This is a genomic window from uncultured Agrococcus sp. (assembly GCF_945915485.1).
Classification (GTDB): Bacteria; Actinomycetota; Actinomycetes; order Actinomycetales; family Microbacteriaceae; genus Agrococcus.
This window is the reverse complement of record NZ_CAMEFJ010000003.1, coordinates 33,856-48,912: the sequence shown is the minus strand read 5'-3', so window position 1 is coordinate 48,912 and position 15,057 is coordinate 33,856. Positions and strand designations below refer to the sequence as shown.

General features: G+C 63.7%; 15 protein-coding genes and 1 pseudogene. 11 read left to right on the top strand and 5 right to left on the bottom strand.

Translation table 11 applies throughout. The annotated features are described in order from the left end of the window. Positions 1-306 precede the first annotated feature (306 nt). On the top strand, positions 307-825 hold the full coding sequence (gene rplJ / locus Q0O95_RS01225) for a 50S ribosomal protein L10 (RefSeq protein WP_293694537.1): 519 nt from the start codon (positions 307-309) through the stop codon (positions 823-825). 37 nt (positions 826-862) lie between these two features. After that, entirely contained in the window at positions 863-1,255 is a 393-nt protein-coding gene (rplL, locus tag Q0O95_RS01220) for a 50S ribosomal protein L7/L12 (RefSeq protein WP_293694535.1), read from the top strand. A 370-nt stretch (positions 1,256-1,625) separates the two neighbouring features. Here rplL and Q0O95_RS01215 read toward each other — a convergent pair whose 3' ends face one another. Continuing rightward, positions 1,626-2,789, bottom strand: a complete 1,164-nt coding sequence (locus Q0O95_RS01215) for a hypothetical protein (protein ID WP_293694533.1) — start codon at positions 2,787-2,789, stop codon at positions 1,626-1,628. 137 nt (positions 2,790-2,926) lie between these two features. Beyond that, a complete protein-coding gene (locus Q0O95_RS01210; protein ID WP_293694531.1) occupies positions 2,927-3,361 on the bottom strand; it encodes a hypothetical protein in 435 nt (144 codons plus the stop codon). Between the two features lie 150 nt (positions 3,362-3,511). Between Q0O95_RS01210 and Q0O95_RS01205 the strand changes: the two genes are divergently transcribed. From Q0O95_RS01205 to Q0O95_RS01195, 3 genes and pseudogenes are all read left to right on the top strand, one after another. After that, positions 3,512-3,718, top strand: a complete 207-nt coding sequence (locus Q0O95_RS01205; protein WP_293694529.1) for a hypothetical protein — start codon at positions 3,512-3,514, stop codon at positions 3,716-3,718. A gap of 50 nt (positions 3,719-3,768) precedes the next feature. Continuing rightward, positions 3,769-4,203, top strand: a pseudogene (locus Q0O95_RS01200) (DUF664 domain-containing protein). A 48-nt stretch (positions 4,204-4,251) separates the two neighbouring features. Beyond that, positions 4,252-4,836 (top strand): GNAT family protein, encoded by a 585-nt coding sequence (locus tag Q0O95_RS01195; RefSeq protein ID WP_293694527.1) that lies wholly within the window; start codon positions 4,252-4,254, stop codon positions 4,834-4,836. Positions 4,837-5,053: 217 nt separating this feature from the next. Here the strand turns inward: Q0O95_RS01195 and Q0O95_RS01190 are convergent, their stop codons facing one another. Further along, positions 5,054-5,485: a hypothetical protein gene (locus Q0O95_RS01190; RefSeq protein ID WP_293694525.1), complete on the bottom strand. Its 432-nt coding sequence runs from the start codon at positions 5,483-5,485 to the stop codon at positions 5,054-5,056. A 59-nt stretch (positions 5,486-5,544) separates the two neighbouring features. On the opposite strand from Q0O95_RS01190, the gene Q0O95_RS01185 reads away from it, so the two are divergent. Next, positions 5,545-6,237, top strand: coding sequence for an MBL fold metallo-hydrolase (locus Q0O95_RS01185; protein ID WP_293694523.1), 693 nt, complete (start codon positions 5,545-5,547; stop codon positions 6,235-6,237). A 7-nt stretch (positions 6,238-6,244) separates the two neighbouring features. Here Q0O95_RS01185 and Q0O95_RS01180 read toward each other — a convergent pair whose 3' ends face one another. Next, positions 6,245-7,462 carry a citrate/2-methylcitrate synthase gene (locus Q0O95_RS01180; RefSeq protein ID WP_293694521.1) on the bottom strand — a complete coding sequence of 406 codons (1,218 nt, stop codon included), beginning with the start codon at positions 7,460-7,462 and terminating at the stop codon, positions 6,245-6,247. A gap of 52 nt (positions 7,463-7,514) precedes the next feature. Between Q0O95_RS01180 and Q0O95_RS01175 the strand changes: the two genes are divergently transcribed. From Q0O95_RS01175 to Q0O95_RS01160, 4 genes are all read left to right on the top strand, one after another. Further along, a complete protein-coding gene (locus Q0O95_RS01175; RefSeq protein WP_293694519.1) occupies positions 7,515-8,645 on the top strand; it encodes a citrate/2-methylcitrate synthase in 1,131 nt (376 codons plus the stop codon). 166 nt (positions 8,646-8,811) lie between these two features. After that, positions 8,812-10,659: an ABC transporter ATP-binding protein gene (locus tag Q0O95_RS01170; protein ID WP_293694633.1), complete on the top strand. Its 1,848-nt coding sequence runs from the start codon at positions 8,812-8,814 to the stop codon at positions 10,657-10,659. Between the two features lie 443 nt (positions 10,660-11,102). Then, complete coding sequence (locus tag Q0O95_RS01165) at positions 11,103-11,948, top strand: alpha/beta hydrolase (RefSeq protein ID WP_293694517.1); 846 nt, start codon at positions 11,103-11,105, stop codon at positions 11,946-11,948. 125 nt (positions 11,949-12,073) lie between these two features. Next, positions 12,074-12,766, top strand: coding sequence for an NAD(P)-binding domain-containing protein (locus tag Q0O95_RS01160; protein ID WP_293694515.1), 693 nt, complete (start codon positions 12,074-12,076; stop codon positions 12,764-12,766). Here the strand turns inward: Q0O95_RS01160 and Q0O95_RS01155 are convergent. Continuing rightward, positions 12,720-13,685, bottom strand: a complete 966-nt coding sequence (locus Q0O95_RS01155) for an ROK family protein (protein ID WP_293694513.1) — start codon at positions 13,683-13,685, stop codon at positions 12,720-12,722. The genes Q0O95_RS01160 and Q0O95_RS01155 overlap by 47 nt on opposite strands. Before the next feature lie 127 nt (positions 13,686-13,812). Between Q0O95_RS01155 and Q0O95_RS01150 the strand changes: the two genes are divergently transcribed. Next, on the top strand, positions 13,813-15,000 hold the full coding sequence (locus tag Q0O95_RS01150; RefSeq protein WP_293694511.1) for an ROK family transcriptional regulator: 1,188 nt from the start codon (positions 13,813-13,815) through the stop codon (positions 14,998-15,000). The last annotated feature ends 57 nt before the right edge of the window (positions 15,001-15,057 follow it).

Genomic DNA, 15,057 nt, shown 5'->3' with positions numbered 1-15,057 from the left:
ACTGACCCATCTGTCCGTTTTTCACGCTCGATCAGTTTTTCGAGACGTGGCCCGACAGTGTGCGCGACCGAGGTCGGGGCGGCTCGCCTCTCTTCCGAACCCGAAGTTGCAGAATCAGCAGGGCATCCCGTAAGCTGATCCGGTACCAAAGACCGCTGGTTACCCCTGTGCTTGCACAAGGGACGAAGGTTCACGAAGGTGACAGCCCGCGCAGGTGAGTTTCAAGCCAGGCTCTGGCGTGTACCTTACGTGCGCGGCCAGAGCTTTTTTCGTGCGCCGGGTTCCAGCTCAAATTCAAGGAGCACCATGGCGAACAAGAATGAGACAGTCGCCGAGCTCGCGGACCTCTTCGCGAACTCGAATGCGGTGCTGCTCACCGAGTACCGCGGACTCACTGTGGGCCAGCTCAAGGAGCTGCGCCGTTCCATCAGCGAGCACGCGACGTACGCCGTGGTGAAGAACACGCTTACCAAGATCGCTGCGAACCAGGCCGGAATCTCGGCCTTCGACGACACGCTCGTCGGTCCGTCGGCAATCGCATTCGTACACGGTGACCCCGTCGCCGTTGCGAAGGGTCTGCGCGACTTCGCCAAGGCGAACTCTGATCTCGTCATCAAGGGCGGTTACTTCGACGGTAACGCGCTCGACGCAGAAGAGGTCAACAAGCTCGCCGAGCTCGAGTCCCGAGAGGTCATGCTGGCAAAGCTGGCAGGCGCCTTCAAGGCCTCGCTGTTCGGAGCAGCCTACATGTTCAACGCGCCCATCGCGCAGGCAGCCCGTGCTGTCGACGCGCTGCGTGCAAAACAGGAGTCCGAGGCTGCGTAAGCACTCGGCGAAAATCCCGAAAACATAGGAGATAAAGATGGCAAAGCTGTCGACTGAAGAGCTGCTCGCAGCATTCGAGGAGCTCACCCTCATCGAGCTCAACGACTTCGTGAAGGCCTTCGAAGAGAAGTTCGAGGTCACCGCGGCCGCACCCGTTGCTGTTGCAGCTGCTGGCGCACCCGCTGCAGGTGGCGACGCACCCGCTGAGGAAGAGCAGACGGAGTTCGACGTCGTTCTCGAGTCGGCTGGTTCTGCAAAGATCCAGGTCATCAAGGCTGTCCGTGGCGTTGACTCGTCGCTCGGCCTCGGTGACGCTAAGGCACTCGTTGACGCAGCCCCCAAGGCTGTTCTCGAGGGCGTGAGCAAGGAAGACGCTGAGAAGGCAAAGGCCGCTCTTGAAGAGGCCGGCGCTGAGGTCACCGTCAAGTAGGTCTTCTTACTTACTGCAGAAGGGGAGTCGCTTCGTGCGGCTCCCCTTCTGCATGTGCCGATCATTTCGGCCTATCGGCCAGAACGTGTGGATGAGGTTGCTCGTGTCAGCTGCGCGCTGCCCGTCTCTTGGAGCCCAGAGGTCCTTTTCTGCGGTGGAGGTGGATGTGTGTACGCGAAAGACGGCGTGTGCCTCGGAAAACGGCAAATAGCGCCGCTTCTCGTGACGAATCGTAGATAGCGCCGCTTCTCGTGGCCGGGTCGCCAACCCGACGCCGAGCGGCACGAACGCCAGTGGCCGGGCCACCTGGCCGGCTCGTTGTCCCTGCAGATCGCCGCAGTCAACGCCGCCTATTGGCGCGGGCGCTCACTCAAGTTTGACGCGGTTCGATCCGACTCGGATCTTCCACGGTTCGGCCAGTTTTGGAAGGACGCTCGGTGAGCAATGGCTCGAATGCTGGATTCGATTGCAGATAGTCGGGTCCGCGCAGGATCGAAGCCATCACGACAGACAGATGGGGTACGCCGATCCCGGAGAGCATCAGCGGTGAAGTTCCTTCGTACTCGATCACGATGTACCAACGCGAAGGCTCCGGGTGAAACGAGATGACGGCCGCATGATCGAATGTGAGCCATTGACTGTTTACTCTGATGAGGAGTCGTTCGTTTGTGAGTACTACAGAGGCGACTTGCCATTCCCGCCACTGCAACTGCGATTCGCGGGCTGCCTGAGCTTTCGCATGCGAGTTCGCCACGGACTGGCCGATCAGGCCGGCTGCTACGAACAAGGGTGAGCCGAAGTAGAAGCCGGAGGTGTGCACGTAACTCACATCAGTGGCGTAGTGCCGCGCGTAGTTCAGCGGCGCACGCAGAAAAGCGAGTTCTTCCGGTCGCAGCATGATGTCATTCAGGCTCAACGTCTGCGGAACGCGCCGTGAAAGCAGCGAAGTCGCAGCCTCTTGCGATGACCTCCACGCACGCTCCCAACGATTTTGTTCGTCAAGGGCGAGCCGCTCCCGTTGTGGCAGCCAGCCTCTCCTCCTTCTGACTCGACCGAGATGAATGAACCAGCCACGAATCGTCATGACTCCGAAACCAACGCAGAAGACGCATAGTGCAAGCAAGCTGAAAAAGAGGGCCCAGGTTTCTGCTCGACGGTTGTTATCCCACTCAGGAGCCAGCCCTATAAGCGTGTGAAGCAAGAAAAAGCTGGCGCCGCCCGCTAGCAGAGGCAGCATCCAAGCCAGAACATCTATCCAGGGTCTATCCGACTGCCAACTACGAGTTCGAGTTTGTATTTGCACTGCCACCGCGAGCCAAAAGCATGCTGCGACAAGCAAAGCCAGCCCTCCCAGTTGGGTGAGCGGGGCTACGTAGAAAGGGCTCTCGTCGTTGGTCGCTTCGGCGCGTCGGCTCAAACCGAAGCACGCGACACTGACGATTGTCAGGACGGCAGCGGTTATGGTGAAGCCCCTTGGCAGGATACGGAAAAAGGCACGTAACCCTTGTGCGATAGAGATGTAGGCATCGCGCATGGCCATAGCGTACAGCGAGCCAACGACACAGTTCCTGCGTACCCGATTTGCGTTGTGAACCGGGCTCGGCGATTTGCCTCTTGAGCGTCTCTGCAGCGTCAGCTACAGGACACCGTTTGCTCAGATCCAACCGAGCGTCACGCTCGAATGGTCAGCGGCTCATACGAGGGGATGCTGCCGCAATCCTCGCCCTCGACGATCGGGGTGTGCGTTATCTCGAGATCATGCCAACCGAGGTCGAGTTCCTCGCCGTCGACGAGCGCGACGAACCGGGCGGATTCGGGCATCCAGCGAATAATAGAGAAGTTCCATGTGGTTCCTTCGCTGTGCGCGGGGTAGACGCTGTCGACATCTGAACCCTCAGCGATGTCGTCGTCGGTCGTGCACTCGTCATCGTCGCAGATGCCGACGTCGTCGATCTCCAGCTCCGACTCGATCGTTACGCTGATGACGACATCGTAGTCGACCAGGGGGCAGTCCGGTTCTGTCAACTGTCCCGGCACGCATCCGGCGAGCGCGAGTGTCGCTGCCACTGCGACGACTGCCGTGAGGGGTCTCGTTCGTGTGGTCATGCTGCGACACTACGGCCGGATGCTGAGCACGTTCTGCCCGTGAACGGCACAGAGACTGAACGGCACCGTGTGTGTGTGGGCGCATCCTCGCCTTGAGACGGCGGAGTCGTGTTCCGGACCGGCAGCGTGTTCGACGCGTAGGCTGAATGCGTGAGCACGCGCAACCTGCCCGAGCAGATCGGTGACCTACCGAAGATCGGTCGCCCCGCTGCGTCCGCTCTTCGTGAGATCAACGTCACGACGATGAAGCGGGTTTCCCAGATGAGCGATGAGGAGCTGCTCGCACTGCACGGGTTCGGTCCGAAAGCACTGCGCATCTTGCGCGAGGAGCAGAACGCCAGCAATAGAACGTCATGATCGGTGCCCCCGACTCGCGCGAGCACTACAGCGCCGATGTGCAGACGTAATTGCGATCAGCGCCGGCGGATGCTCGTCGCGTCTCTCGATGGCATGAGCGAGGACGAAGCGAGTTTCCTTCGAAGACGACACTGCTCGGGCTCGTCAAGCACGCTGCGTTCGTCGAGCGAGTGTGGTTCGAGGAGGCGTTCGACGGCCTTCCTCGTTCTGTCTCCGGGATACCAGAGACGCCAGGGGCGTCCTTCAAGCTCGCGACCAATGACACGATCGCATCGATTCCAGCGGAGTTCGAATTGCGACGTCGCGCATCCGACGAGCGGCTGAGCGGTTTCGAACTCTAACATGGTCTAGCGGGCAACCGTCGCGGACCCTTGCCGCTGCGGTGGGTTCTGCTGCACGTGTTTCGCGAGTATGCACAGCACTGCGGGCATGCAGACATCCTCCGAGAACAGCTGCTGCGTCGGCGAATGCACCCGCCGCAGTAGTCCCAACGGCCGATGCCCACACGAGCAACTCTCGATAGCGTGATCGACATGAACATCGATTTTGCAAGCAGCCAGGACGCCCTCGCATACGGGGCCGCACTTCTTCGCAGCGACCGCATCCGCTTCGTGCAGGCAGAGGAATCTCACCTGCAACAGCTCGCCGAATGGTGGCAGTCTCCCGAATGGGCTACGTTGCAGCAGGATGTCGTCCGCCCGCAGCCGGTGCCGCAGACCGTCGAACAGTTCCGAGGCTGGAGTAAGAACGACGGACCCGGTTCCGCAGGCTTCGCGATCATGGCCGGTGATGAACTCGTCGGCCACATAACGCTATGGGGCATAACACCGCGCGAACGGATCGGCACCTTCGCGATCATCATCGGACCCGATCACGTAGGGCAGGGGTACGGGCCCGAGGCGACGAACCTCATGATCGACTACGGCTTCCTCGAACTGGGCCTCAACAAGATCGAACTCCAGGTGTGGGCGTTCAACGATCGCGCGATTCGTTCATACGAACGGTGCGGATTCGTCCGAGAAGGGGTACGTCGTGCTGCGACCTTCCACGACGGACGGTTTCACGATCAGGTTCTCATGGGGATGCTCGCGCAGGAGTTCTTCGCACAGCGCGGCTAAGGTCCCTCAGGGCAATAGTTACCGCCTTCCACCTCCTCGAGCTGCAATCTCACCGCGATATCGGGCAACCCCACGCTTCTTCGCAGCGGGGAGTAATCCGGGGTGCTTTCCACGAAGTTCGTTCCGTCGAGTCGAAGGCACGCTGTGAACGCGAACTTGCCCTGGCTCTTTCCCTTCGCACGCTGAGCACCCTGCTCCGAAATCTTGAAAGCGGCGTTCATTCGACCGCTATCCTCACCTCGGCAGTACCCGGACCACCGCACTCCTCTCCGTGAGGGTAATTGGAGACGACCCACTCGAGCGGCTGGTTCGACTCGGCGAGCAGGTGGTCATCCGCATCCAAGACGCGCACTTCGATCTCGTCGGGAGGGTCGGCGAAGAAGTCGAACTGCCAGGTGTTCTCGTCGACTCGTTCGTACGGCAGATGCGAGAGCGGCGAATCCGAAGGCAGATCCTCATCGAACATGCAGTGACCGGCGAAGCAAAGCTCGAGGAGATCGACACGATCGGTGTCGCCGTCGGCTTCGACCGTGAGCGTGTCCGCCCACGCGACTGCGGGGCATGCGTGCCCGGATGCGCATCCCTGCCCGGCGAGAACGGCGAGTGCTGCGAACACTGCAGCCCCCGCTACGGCGCCTTTCCTCCCCATACGGTCACGGTATGTGCTCGACCTGGGGATGGCATCACACACTCCGCTACCCTTGAGCAATGCAACTCGAACGCGTCGCAGACGAAATCGATCGCTGGGTCATGCCGGAAGCATCGATGAACGCCTACGTCATCGCCTCGAACGGCGAGGCGCTCGTCGTCGACCCGGGCACCCGTCCGTCCCGAGCAAAGCTGTTTCGAGAAGCGATTGAAGCTCGTGGTGACCGTGTCGTCGGGACGGTCGTGACACATCCGCACTGGGACCACTTCCTCGCTCTGGCATCGTTCGAAGGCGTGCCGTCCTACGCCCACACGCAAGCCGTTGAGCACATCATGGCTCACCCCACTGAGCACCGTGCGGCTGGGCTCGCTCAGGGCGCCGAAGGTGAAGCGGACGAAGAGCTCGAGACGGTGGCCGTCGTGGTGCCGTCGGTGCCCGTCGCAGACAGCTACACGATGTTCGTCGGAACGCAGCGGGTGACACTCGAACCGCAACCCACAGCGCACACGCTCGGTGATCTCGTCGTGCACGTCGAGGGGAGCGCGACGATCGCGGGCGATCTCGTCGAGGTGGGGGCCGATCCGCAGTGGGATGACGCCTCGGATCTCGACGGCTGGCTGCAGGCGCTGGACGCTATTGAGGAGCGCGGCGAGCGCATCCTGCTGCCCGGGCACGGTGCGCCCACCGATAGGTCACGACTGGCGCATCACCGGGAGTTGTTCGTCGCAGCAGGGGCGACGCCAACCGAGTGATCACCGTTCACGCGCCGGAGAACCTCCCTCGCGGCCGCAAACGCAGCGGCCGTTCACCGTATTCGGCCAGGATGTGAGCGATCCAGCCTGCCGTACGGCCGATCGCGAAGATGGCACTGCCGGCGTCGTCGGTCATCCTTGCGGCTCTGACGAGCGCCGCAAGTGCGAGATCGATATTCGGAAACAGGCGGGCGCGTCGCCCGACGACCTCCGAGATTGAACGGACGGCATCGAGCACGGGTCGGGCATCCGCAAGCGGCTCGACCAGCGGTAGCAGAATTTCCGCGCGTGGGTCAGCTTTCACGTAGAGCGGCTGCCCGAAGCCGGGCACGCCGCGGCCGCCTTCCCGAACGGCGCCGGAGACGGCCACCTCGGGTGCTGTGCCGGAAACGACGTCGGAGATCATGCGGACTGCTCGCAGGCTCGCTGTCCCGTGCAGGGGCGAATCGAACGCCCCGAGCGCTGCGGATACTGCAGAGTACCCATCGGCCCGTGCGGAAGCGGCGATTCTCGCAGCGAATGTCGAGACCGCCAGGTCGTGGTCAGCGGTCACGACGAGCGCGGCGTTGACTGCCCGAACCCCTGCGAGATCCGATTCGGCGACGCCACCGAGCGAGCTCCAGAGGCCCGCCGCGATCGATGCATCGGGCGAGACCTCGATGTCTCCGAGCGCTCGAGAGAATCCCGTCAGGAGCCCCGCACCTACGCGTCGCAACTGTTCGACCGAGGGATCGTGACGCATAGGATCCGCGGCGCCAAGGACGTTCACGGTCGTCCGCAACCTGTCGATGGAATTCGCCTGCGGAGGTAGCAGAGAGATGACATCCATCGCCGTTGGCATCCCATCGGGGACGCGGGGAAAGACGGGGTCGACCCCGAGTTCTCCGCGCCAGAGCCAGGTGGCGACGTCTTCGAACGGCGTTGCCACAAGTTCGGTGAGGGGTGTCCCTCGGTAGAAGAGTTCGTCGTCCTCGATGTTCGCAATGTCGGTTTCGAGGACCATCAGCGGACGCCCATCCGTTGCAGCACGACCGTGTTGGACGGATGGCGAGGGGCGGCGAGATCGGGCGAATGCCTCAACCTCGAGCGGGTCGAACGTCGATCCGGCGGCGCTTCTCTCGCGAGCCAACATCCCCCGCGAGACGTACGCATACACGGTTTCGATTTTCACGCCAAGCCTCGCGGCAGTCTGCGCGACCGTGAGCCGCGGCAGCGCATCACCCATATTGATCCAATCAAGATTGACAGTTCGGTAATCATGTTTGCACACTGTGTGCATGACGAATGAATTGATCGAGGTCCCCCGCGGTCTCAGCAACGTGGCAGTCACAGAGACGGCGATCAGCGATGTGAACGGAGACGAAGGCTTCTATCAATATCGCGATCACTCCGCGATCGAACTCGCCCGCGGCGCCAGCTTCGAAGCGGTATGGCACTTACTGGTCTTCGGCCACTTGCCGTCCGGGGAGGAGCTCGAGCAGTTCCAGGCACGGGTCCGCCAGGCGCAGTCGACTCCGGAACTCGCTGCAACTGTCGCGCGAGTGCGAATCTCCGAGGCGGAACCGCTGAAAGCCCTGCAATCCGCTCTTCCACTGCTGGGGTCCGCTCGGGGCATGCGCCCTGTATTCGATCTCGACGAGGATGCCCGGGTGGCGGAGTCGATCGAGCTCGCGGCGGCGGCACCGATCATTTTGGCCGCTGCGTATCGCGGAGCCAAGGGACTCGCTCCGCTACAGCAGCTGGACGAGCGAGGGGTTGTCGCGAACTACCTCCGTCAGGTGACCGGGAGTGTTCCGACGGCTGAAGACGAACGCGCGCTCACAACCTATCTCGTGGCCGCGATGGACCACGGGTTCAATGCTTCCACCTTCACCTGCCGCGTCATCGCCTCGACGGGTGCGGACGTGGCGAGCTGCCTGACGGGAGCGCTCGGAGCACTGTCCGGGCCATTGCACGGTGGTGCTCCCGCGCGCGCACTCGACAGTCTAGATGCGGCCGGCAGCGACGTCGAGGCCTGGATCCTAAGCGAGTTGAGGGCCGGCCGGCGACTGATGGGCTTCGGGCATCCCGTGTATCGCACGACCGACCCGAGGTCGGCTCTTCTGAAGCAAGTCGCGGAAAGCTTCGGAGGGCCGAGGGTCGCCGAGGCGATGTGCTTCGAGGAGACCGCTGACCGTCTGCTCGCAGAGCACAAGCCGAATCGATCGCTTCGCGCCAATGTCGAATTCTATGCGGCGATCGTCATGGAGCACTGCGGGATACCGCGGGAGATGTTCACACCGACTTTCGCCGCGGCCCGCGTGATCGGATGGACTGCTCACGCGCTCGAGCAAGCGCGCGACTCGAAGATCTTCCGCCCATCCGCGAAGTTCCTGGGCAAGCGGCCAGTAGGCGTCGCCGTCGGGTGAGATCCGTCTCGCTACGCAACGTAAGCCACGTGGCCGTCAACTTCTCGGTCGCCTGGCGATGAGAGAGCGCTCTCACGGCGTGTCGCCGCCCAGCGACCGAGAACTTGACTCGCTTCGGCGGTGAACTCGTGCGAGCTGTGCAGACTAGTGTTGTCGTCATATGAGCATGGGGATGGGCGGCGGGCCGCGGGGCCGAGTCGGCGCACGCGATGAGTCGGTGCTGCGCGCAGCCAATGCAGCGGCTCCCAAGGTGCCGAATCTGCTGCGGCGCATCGCGGCGCTGTTCAGGCCGTATCGGTTCACGGTCAGCGTCATCATCACGCTCGTGCTCGCCGTCGCGGCGATCCAGGTGTTTCCGCCGCTGCTGATTCAGCGCATCTTCGACGAAGCGCTCTTCCCTCCCGACGGCACCGTGCGCATGCAGCACCTGCTGTGGCTGCTGGTGCTGATGGGTTCGCTGATCGTCGTCGCGTCCGCAATCGGCATCCTGCAATCGTGGCTGACGGCTCGCGTCGGCAATTCGGTCATGGGTTCGCTGCGCACGAAGCTCTTCGATCATCTGCAGCGCATGGAGCTCGCGTTCTTCACACGAACCAAGACGGGAGTCATCCAGTCACGCTTGCAGAACGATGTGGGAGGTGTAGCAGGGGTACTGCAGAGCACCGTCTCGAGCGTCGTCGGCAACGTCGTCACCGTGATCGCGAGCCTCGTCACGATGCTGATCCTGTCGTGGCAACTGACGCTCGTGGCGGTCGTGCTCCTGCCCGTTCTGGTCATCGCCCAGCGCCGCGTGGGCCAGGTACGCGCCCGCATCGCAACGCGCACGCAGGAGTCGTTGAGCGATATGACGGCCATTACGCAGGAGTCGCTGAGCGTCTCCGGCATCCTGCTCGCAAAGGCGTTCGGGCGGCAGAACGACGAGTCTCGCCGATACGCGGACGAGAACCAACGGCAGATCGGGCTGCAGGTACGGCTGGCGATGACGGGGCAGATCTTCTTCGGCATCGTCAACGTCACGATCTCGTTGCTGCCCGGCATCATCTATCTGCTCGCGGGGCTCGTGATAACCCAGGGGAACGTGCTCGTGACTGCCGGTACGCTCGTCGCGTTCACGGCCGTGCAAGCGCGGATGCTCATGCCCATGATGGGGCTGCTGCGTATCGCCCTCGACCTGCAGACGTCGGCAGCGTTATTCGCGCGCATCTTCGAGTATCTCGACCTGCGACCCGCGATTCAGCCGCCAGAGCATCCTGTCGGCATCGACCAGCGCCGGCTCGGCGAGATCGAGTTCGATCGCGTCGCTTTTCGCTACCCGGATGCGACACCAGGGGAGCCTTCCACGCTGCGAGGCGTCTCCTTTCGGGTCTCGCGCGGTGAATTCGTTGCGTTCGTCGGTGCCTCTGGAGCCGGGAAGACGACTATCGGTTACCTCGTGCCGCGCCTGTACGATGCGACGGAAGGTGCCGTGAAGTTCGCAGGGGTCGACGTGCGTGCGATCGACCCGCAGGAGCTCACGGACGGTATCGGCATCGTGAGTCAAGAGGCCTACCTATTCCACGCCAGCATCGCCGAGAATCTGCGCTACGCGAAGCCGGACGCAACGGATGCCGAGCTCGAGGCGGCCTGCCGCGCCGCGAACATCGCCGCCACGATCGAGCGATTCCCCGAACGGTACGAGACGGTTGTGGGGGAGCGGGGATACCGCCTCTCGGGTGGCGAGAAGCAGCGCATCGCCATCGCTCGCGTGCTACTGAAAGACCCTGCCGTGCTCGTGCTCGATGAAGCGACGAGCGCGCTCGATACCGTCTCGGAACGCGTTGTGCAGCAGGCGCTCGACGCGGCATCCCACGGGCGCACCGTGATCGCGATCGCCCACAGGCTGTCGACCGTGCGAGCGGCCGACAGGATTCACGTGCTGGATGCCGGCAGTATCGTCGAGAGCGGAACGCACGACGAGCTGCTCGCAGCGGGAGGAGCCTACGCGGCGCTCGCGGCGGCGCAGGAGCGCATCTGAGTCGGCACCGCGCGACGGAACCGCCTACTCGTCCCGAATGCAGCGGTCTCCCGCCGAGTGCCTCGTGCATGTGGCGGAGGGCTCGCAGCGCAGCATCGAGATCGCCTGCGGTGAGCGCGCCTCCCGTTCGGCCCATGAGCCGCCCTCGATCCGAGACGCTTTCGATATCCGCGCGGCAGGCTGTCGTGAACTGCACGAGCAGTGAACGGCGATACGCGGCACCGTCGCCTCCCTTTCCCGACGGAGTTGATCGAGCGCGCCGGGATGCCCACTGTCGGTTCGTCGCTCGTGACGATCCCGGACGCTCTTCGATACAGCGAGCCGAGCGCGAGGCGGATTCCGGCGGGACCGAGCCCGAGTTCGTCTGCTGCAGGTGTGGTCGCCGCATCGCAATGATGACACCTAAGTTGTCATCATCAGCAAATCATGACACCTTGGTTGTCATGAGTGCAAATGCCATCCACACACTGGAGTTACCGACCCACCGAGTTCGCTACGCCGCACGGGAGGGTGAGGATTCACGCACCCCGCTGATGTTCTTGCACGGCGGGGTGGTGGACTACCGCATGTGGGGGCCGCAGTTCGCGGAGTTTCCGGAGCGATCGGTGTATGCGCCCGACGCGAGGGGTCACGGAGGCTCATCCGATGCGGAAGAGCCCTATCGGCTCGTAGACGACGTCATCGAACTCATGGACGCCCTGGAACTCGAACGCGTCGTCCCGGTCGGTATCTCGATGGGCGGCGGAACAGCCGTGGATCTCGCGTTGGAGTATCCGGAGCGTGTGAGTGGCGTCATCGTCAGTGGCACGGGTACGAGCGAGCCCGAGTTCCACGACTCCTGGGCGCAGCAGGCGTTCCGCGATTTGGCGGATGCGGAGCGCGAGACCGATATCGAGCATTGGCTCTCGGTGTTCATGCGCTTCACCGCAGGTCCGCATCGCTCGCGCTCGGACATGGACCCCGAGGTGTGGACGCTCGTGGAGCGCATGGCCAGGGACATCCTTGCCGAGCACGTGCGAGTCGGTCCGGACGGCGCTCCGATTCAGCCGCTGCGCCCGACACCGGTGTTGAACACTTGGGAGCGGTTGCAAGACATCACCGTACCGGTGCTCGCGCTACCGGGCGCCTTGGACGGACCTGACCATCGCAGCCTCGGGCGACGGGTCGCGGATGCGGTGCCCGTCGGAGAGTATGCCGAGGTGTCGAATTCCGGTCACTACCCGAATCTCGAGAACCCGGAGAGCTTCAACGGCGAGATCAAGCGATTTCTGGCTCGCCACGGGCTGTGATGCACCCTGGGAAGACGGTCGTGCTGCGGTTGAGAACTTCCGCTCCGATTCCGCACAGCCGCAGCCGGGAATGCCGTGTCGGGATACACGGTTGCCCAGGTTGAAAGAACTCCGGGAGGCAAACCATGAGCGGCACTGCGCAAAGGACGATCGCGATCATCGGCGCCGGCAAAGTCGGCACGATTCTGGCGAGACTCGCCGTCGCGGCCGGGTTCCGCGTGCAGATCGCCGGTTCAGGCGACCCGCAGAAGATCGCCCTGATCGTCGACGTGCTCGCTCCTGGTGCTGAGGCGGTGTGGACACGGGATGCTGTTGAGTACGCCGATATCGTCGTGCTCGCTCTGCCACTCGGGCGGCACCGTGAAATCGCGGATGCCCCCTTGGAAGGCAAACTCGTCATCGATGCCATGAACTACTGGTTCGAAACGGACGGCGTTCGAGACGACCTCACCGATCCGCGAACGACAACGAGTGAAACCGTGCGCGACAGCCTTCCGGGCGCCCGCGTCGTCAAGGCGCTCAATCACATGGGCTATCACGATCTCGAGGTCGAAGCGCGGCCCGCCGGTCACGAGTTGCGCAAGGCGATCGCGCTCGCGGGCGACAGCCCCGAAGCCGTGCGCGAAGCGGCGGAAGTGGTCGACGATCTCGGGTTCGATCCATTGCCGATCGGTCGGCTGAGCGCGGGCGTGAAGCTGCAGCCGGACCAAGCCGCTTTCGGTGCGAACCTGCCTCTCGAGCAACTGCGGGCGCTCATCGAAGATGACGAGGTTACGCCAAGAGATCCGGCCGAAGAACCAGAGCTGCTGCACCGATGAGCGGAGCGTCGCGGCCGAGCTGGGCGCGCACAACGCGAAGCTCCCGCGCGTAGGCATTGACGCTGTGCAGTCGCGCAGCCGCCTGCACACGCTCCGCGTAATCGGCCGTGACGTGCGAAAACCCGCCGCCCATGACCGCGATTTCCGTGTTCAGCAGATTCGCGGCGCTCGCCAGGCCCTTGCCCAGTGCCTGCACCGACCGTTCGATCGCGGCCCGAGCGACCTCGCTGCCGGCCGCAGCATCAGCGCCGAGATTCTCTCCCGTTTCACCCCGCCAGCCCTGCTGCCTTGCCCAAGCAACCGCGTACTTGCCCGAAGCCTGCCCCTCGACCGTTGCGCCGAATACGTCGCCATCGACCGGGCTGTCGATGACGACTTGACCGAGGTGACCGGCGTTGCCGCTTTCGCCGGTGACGACGCGACCATCGGCGATGACGCCGCCGCCGATGCCGGTCGAGACGACGAAGGCGATCGCGTTGCGGGCGCCCTCGGCGGCTCCCCGCCAGAGCTCACCGAGCGCTATGCAGGTGCCGTCGAGCCGCAACCGCACATCCTCGATGCCGGTGACCGACTTGACCGCACCGACGATGTCGAAGTCGTGCACGGCAGGCAGGTTGATCGGGCTGATCGTCCCCTCGCGAAGATCCACCGGCCCTGCTGCTCCGATGCCGGCCCGAGCGACCCCGGCGGCGAGCGGATGATCGGCTGCTGTGCTCACCGCAGCGTGCAGGGCATCGCTGAACGCGGATGCCGACGAAGCGGATTCGGCGCCGGTCGGAACCCGGATGCGCGTGCCCGCTATGACGGTGCCCGCGGGATCAACGAGTGCGGCTTCGATCTTCGTCCCACCGACATCGACGGCCAGAACGGGAGCAGCGGTCGATTCCTGCTGTGCCTGTCGTGGTGTGCTGGCTGTCATCCGGTGGTTCCTCTTCGAAGCGTGGAGCGGCATGTTGAGTTCAGGTGTTGACAACAAAACCGTTTCGCACAACTATAGCCGTATGCAAGGACGCCATCGTAGACCGGGATCAACTGCCGCACTTCGTGTGAGCAACGAACGGGTCGTTCTGCACGATCTGCTCACGCACGGCCCGTCCACGCAGTCGGAGCTCGCGCGCCGTACGATGCTTTCGAACGGGAGCGTTTCCTCGATCGTCCGTTCCCTGCTGGATCGCGGTCTTGTCACCACGAGCGACACGATTTCCTCCGGCAGGAAAGCGACGCTGGTGACGCCGCAGGTCTCCACGAAACGTGTTGCCGTCGGCATCGACCTCGGGCGCAGCCACATCGGCCTCGTGATCGCGAAGCCGGGTCGTGAGCTGCTCGTGGAGGAGCGCAAACGCATCGATCACGGCACGCCCGCCGAGGAGTCGCTGCAGCAGGTGCGCGACCTGCTCACGAAGAGCCTCGCGGCGATCGACAGAACCGACGACGACATCGTGGCGGTCATCGTCTCGGTGCCGGGCCCCATCGACAGGAACACGGGGCGTGTCGTGGACGGCACGATCCTGCCGGAGTGGGTTGGACGTTCCGCCGATGATGTCTCTCGAGTGCTCGGTCTCGAAGCCGAGATCTGGAACGACGCCGATGCCGGCGCGTTCGCCGAACGGGCCTGGGGCGAGGCCGCCAACGACGAGGATTTCCTGTACGTCAAGATCGGCACGGGCATCGGAGCCGGTGTCTTCCTGCGCGGCTCCAATTACACGGGTGCGTTCGGGATCGCCGGTGAGATCGGCCACTCGACCGTGGACCCCAGCGGAAACCACTGCCGTTGCGGCAATCGCGGGTGCCTCGAGACGGTCGCGTCGATGCCCGTAGTCTTGCAGCACCTGAGCGATGCGCTCGGTCGCGATGTGACCCGCGACGAGCTGAGCGAACTCGCGTCGAGTCGGCACAGGGCGACGGTCAGGGTCATTCAGGATGCGGGGCTCGCACTCGGGCAGTCGATCGCGATGGCCGCGAACATGCTCGGCACGGGGCTCGTCGTGCTGGGAGGGCCGCTGAGCGAGACGGGAGACGTGCTGTTGGATGCCGTGCGGGACGGGTTCGCGCGGTTCGCGATCTCGCCGGTCGCGGAGGCGACCAGAGTCGAGCTTTCGCCGCTCGGGGAGGCGGCGAGCGCCCGCGGTGCCGCGACGATCGCGTTCGAACACGGCGATGCGCTCGCGTATCTGGTTGACTCCGTGGACCGCAGTTTGCGTTCAGGTGTTGACAACAAGAGTTCTGCGTCGTAGGTTCTTACCCATTGGCGCACAAGGAGGTGGCTGTGGCCGAAAAATCGAGTTATCTAC

What these genes read in the sequence shown, in the direction of transcription:
- rplJ (WP_293694537.1), top strand. Translation starts at nt 307, where the DNA reads ATGGCGAACAAGAATGAGACAGTCGCCGAGCTCGCGGACCTCTTCGCG.
- rplL (WP_293694535.1), top strand. Translation starts at nt 863, where the DNA reads ATGGCAAAGCTGTCGACTGAAGAGCTGCTCGCAGCATTCGAGGAGCTC.
- Q0O95_RS01215 (WP_293694533.1), bottom strand. Translation starts at nt 2,789, where the DNA reads ATGCGCGATGCCTACATCTCTATCGCACAAGGGTTACGTGCCTTTTTC.
- Q0O95_RS01210 (WP_293694531.1), bottom strand. Translation starts at nt 3,361, where the DNA reads ATGACCACACGAACGAGACCCCTCACGGCAGTCGTCGCAGTGGCAGCG.
- Q0O95_RS01195 (WP_293694527.1), top strand. Translation starts at nt 4,252, where the DNA reads ATGAACATCGATTTTGCAAGCAGCCAGGACGCCCTCGCATACGGGGCC.
- Q0O95_RS01190 (WP_293694525.1), bottom strand. Translation starts at nt 5,485, where the DNA reads ATGGGGAGGAAAGGCGCCGTAGCGGGGGCTGCAGTGTTCGCAGCACTC.
- Q0O95_RS01185 (WP_293694523.1), top strand. Translation starts at nt 5,545, where the DNA reads ATGCAACTCGAACGCGTCGCAGACGAAATCGATCGCTGGGTCATGCCG.
- Q0O95_RS01180 (WP_293694521.1), bottom strand. Translation starts at nt 7,462, where the DNA reads ATGGGTGATGCGCTGCCGCGGCTCACGGTCGCGCAGACTGCCGCGAGG.
- Q0O95_RS01175 (WP_293694519.1), top strand. Translation starts at nt 7,515, where the DNA reads ATGACGAATGAATTGATCGAGGTCCCCCGCGGTCTCAGCAACGTGGCA.
- Q0O95_RS01170 (WP_293694633.1), top strand. Translation starts at nt 8,812, where the DNA reads ATGGGGATGGGCGGCGGGCCGCGGGGCCGAGTCGGCGCACGCGATGAG.
- Q0O95_RS01165 (WP_293694517.1), top strand. Translation starts at nt 11,103, where the DNA reads ATGAGTGCAAATGCCATCCACACACTGGAGTTACCGACCCACCGAGTT.
- Q0O95_RS01160 (WP_293694515.1), top strand. Translation starts at nt 12,074, where the DNA reads ATGAGCGGCACTGCGCAAAGGACGATCGCGATCATCGGCGCCGGCAAA.
- Q0O95_RS01155 (WP_293694513.1), bottom strand. Translation starts at nt 13,685, where the DNA reads ATGACAGCCAGCACACCACGACAGGCACAGCAGGAATCGACCGCTGCT.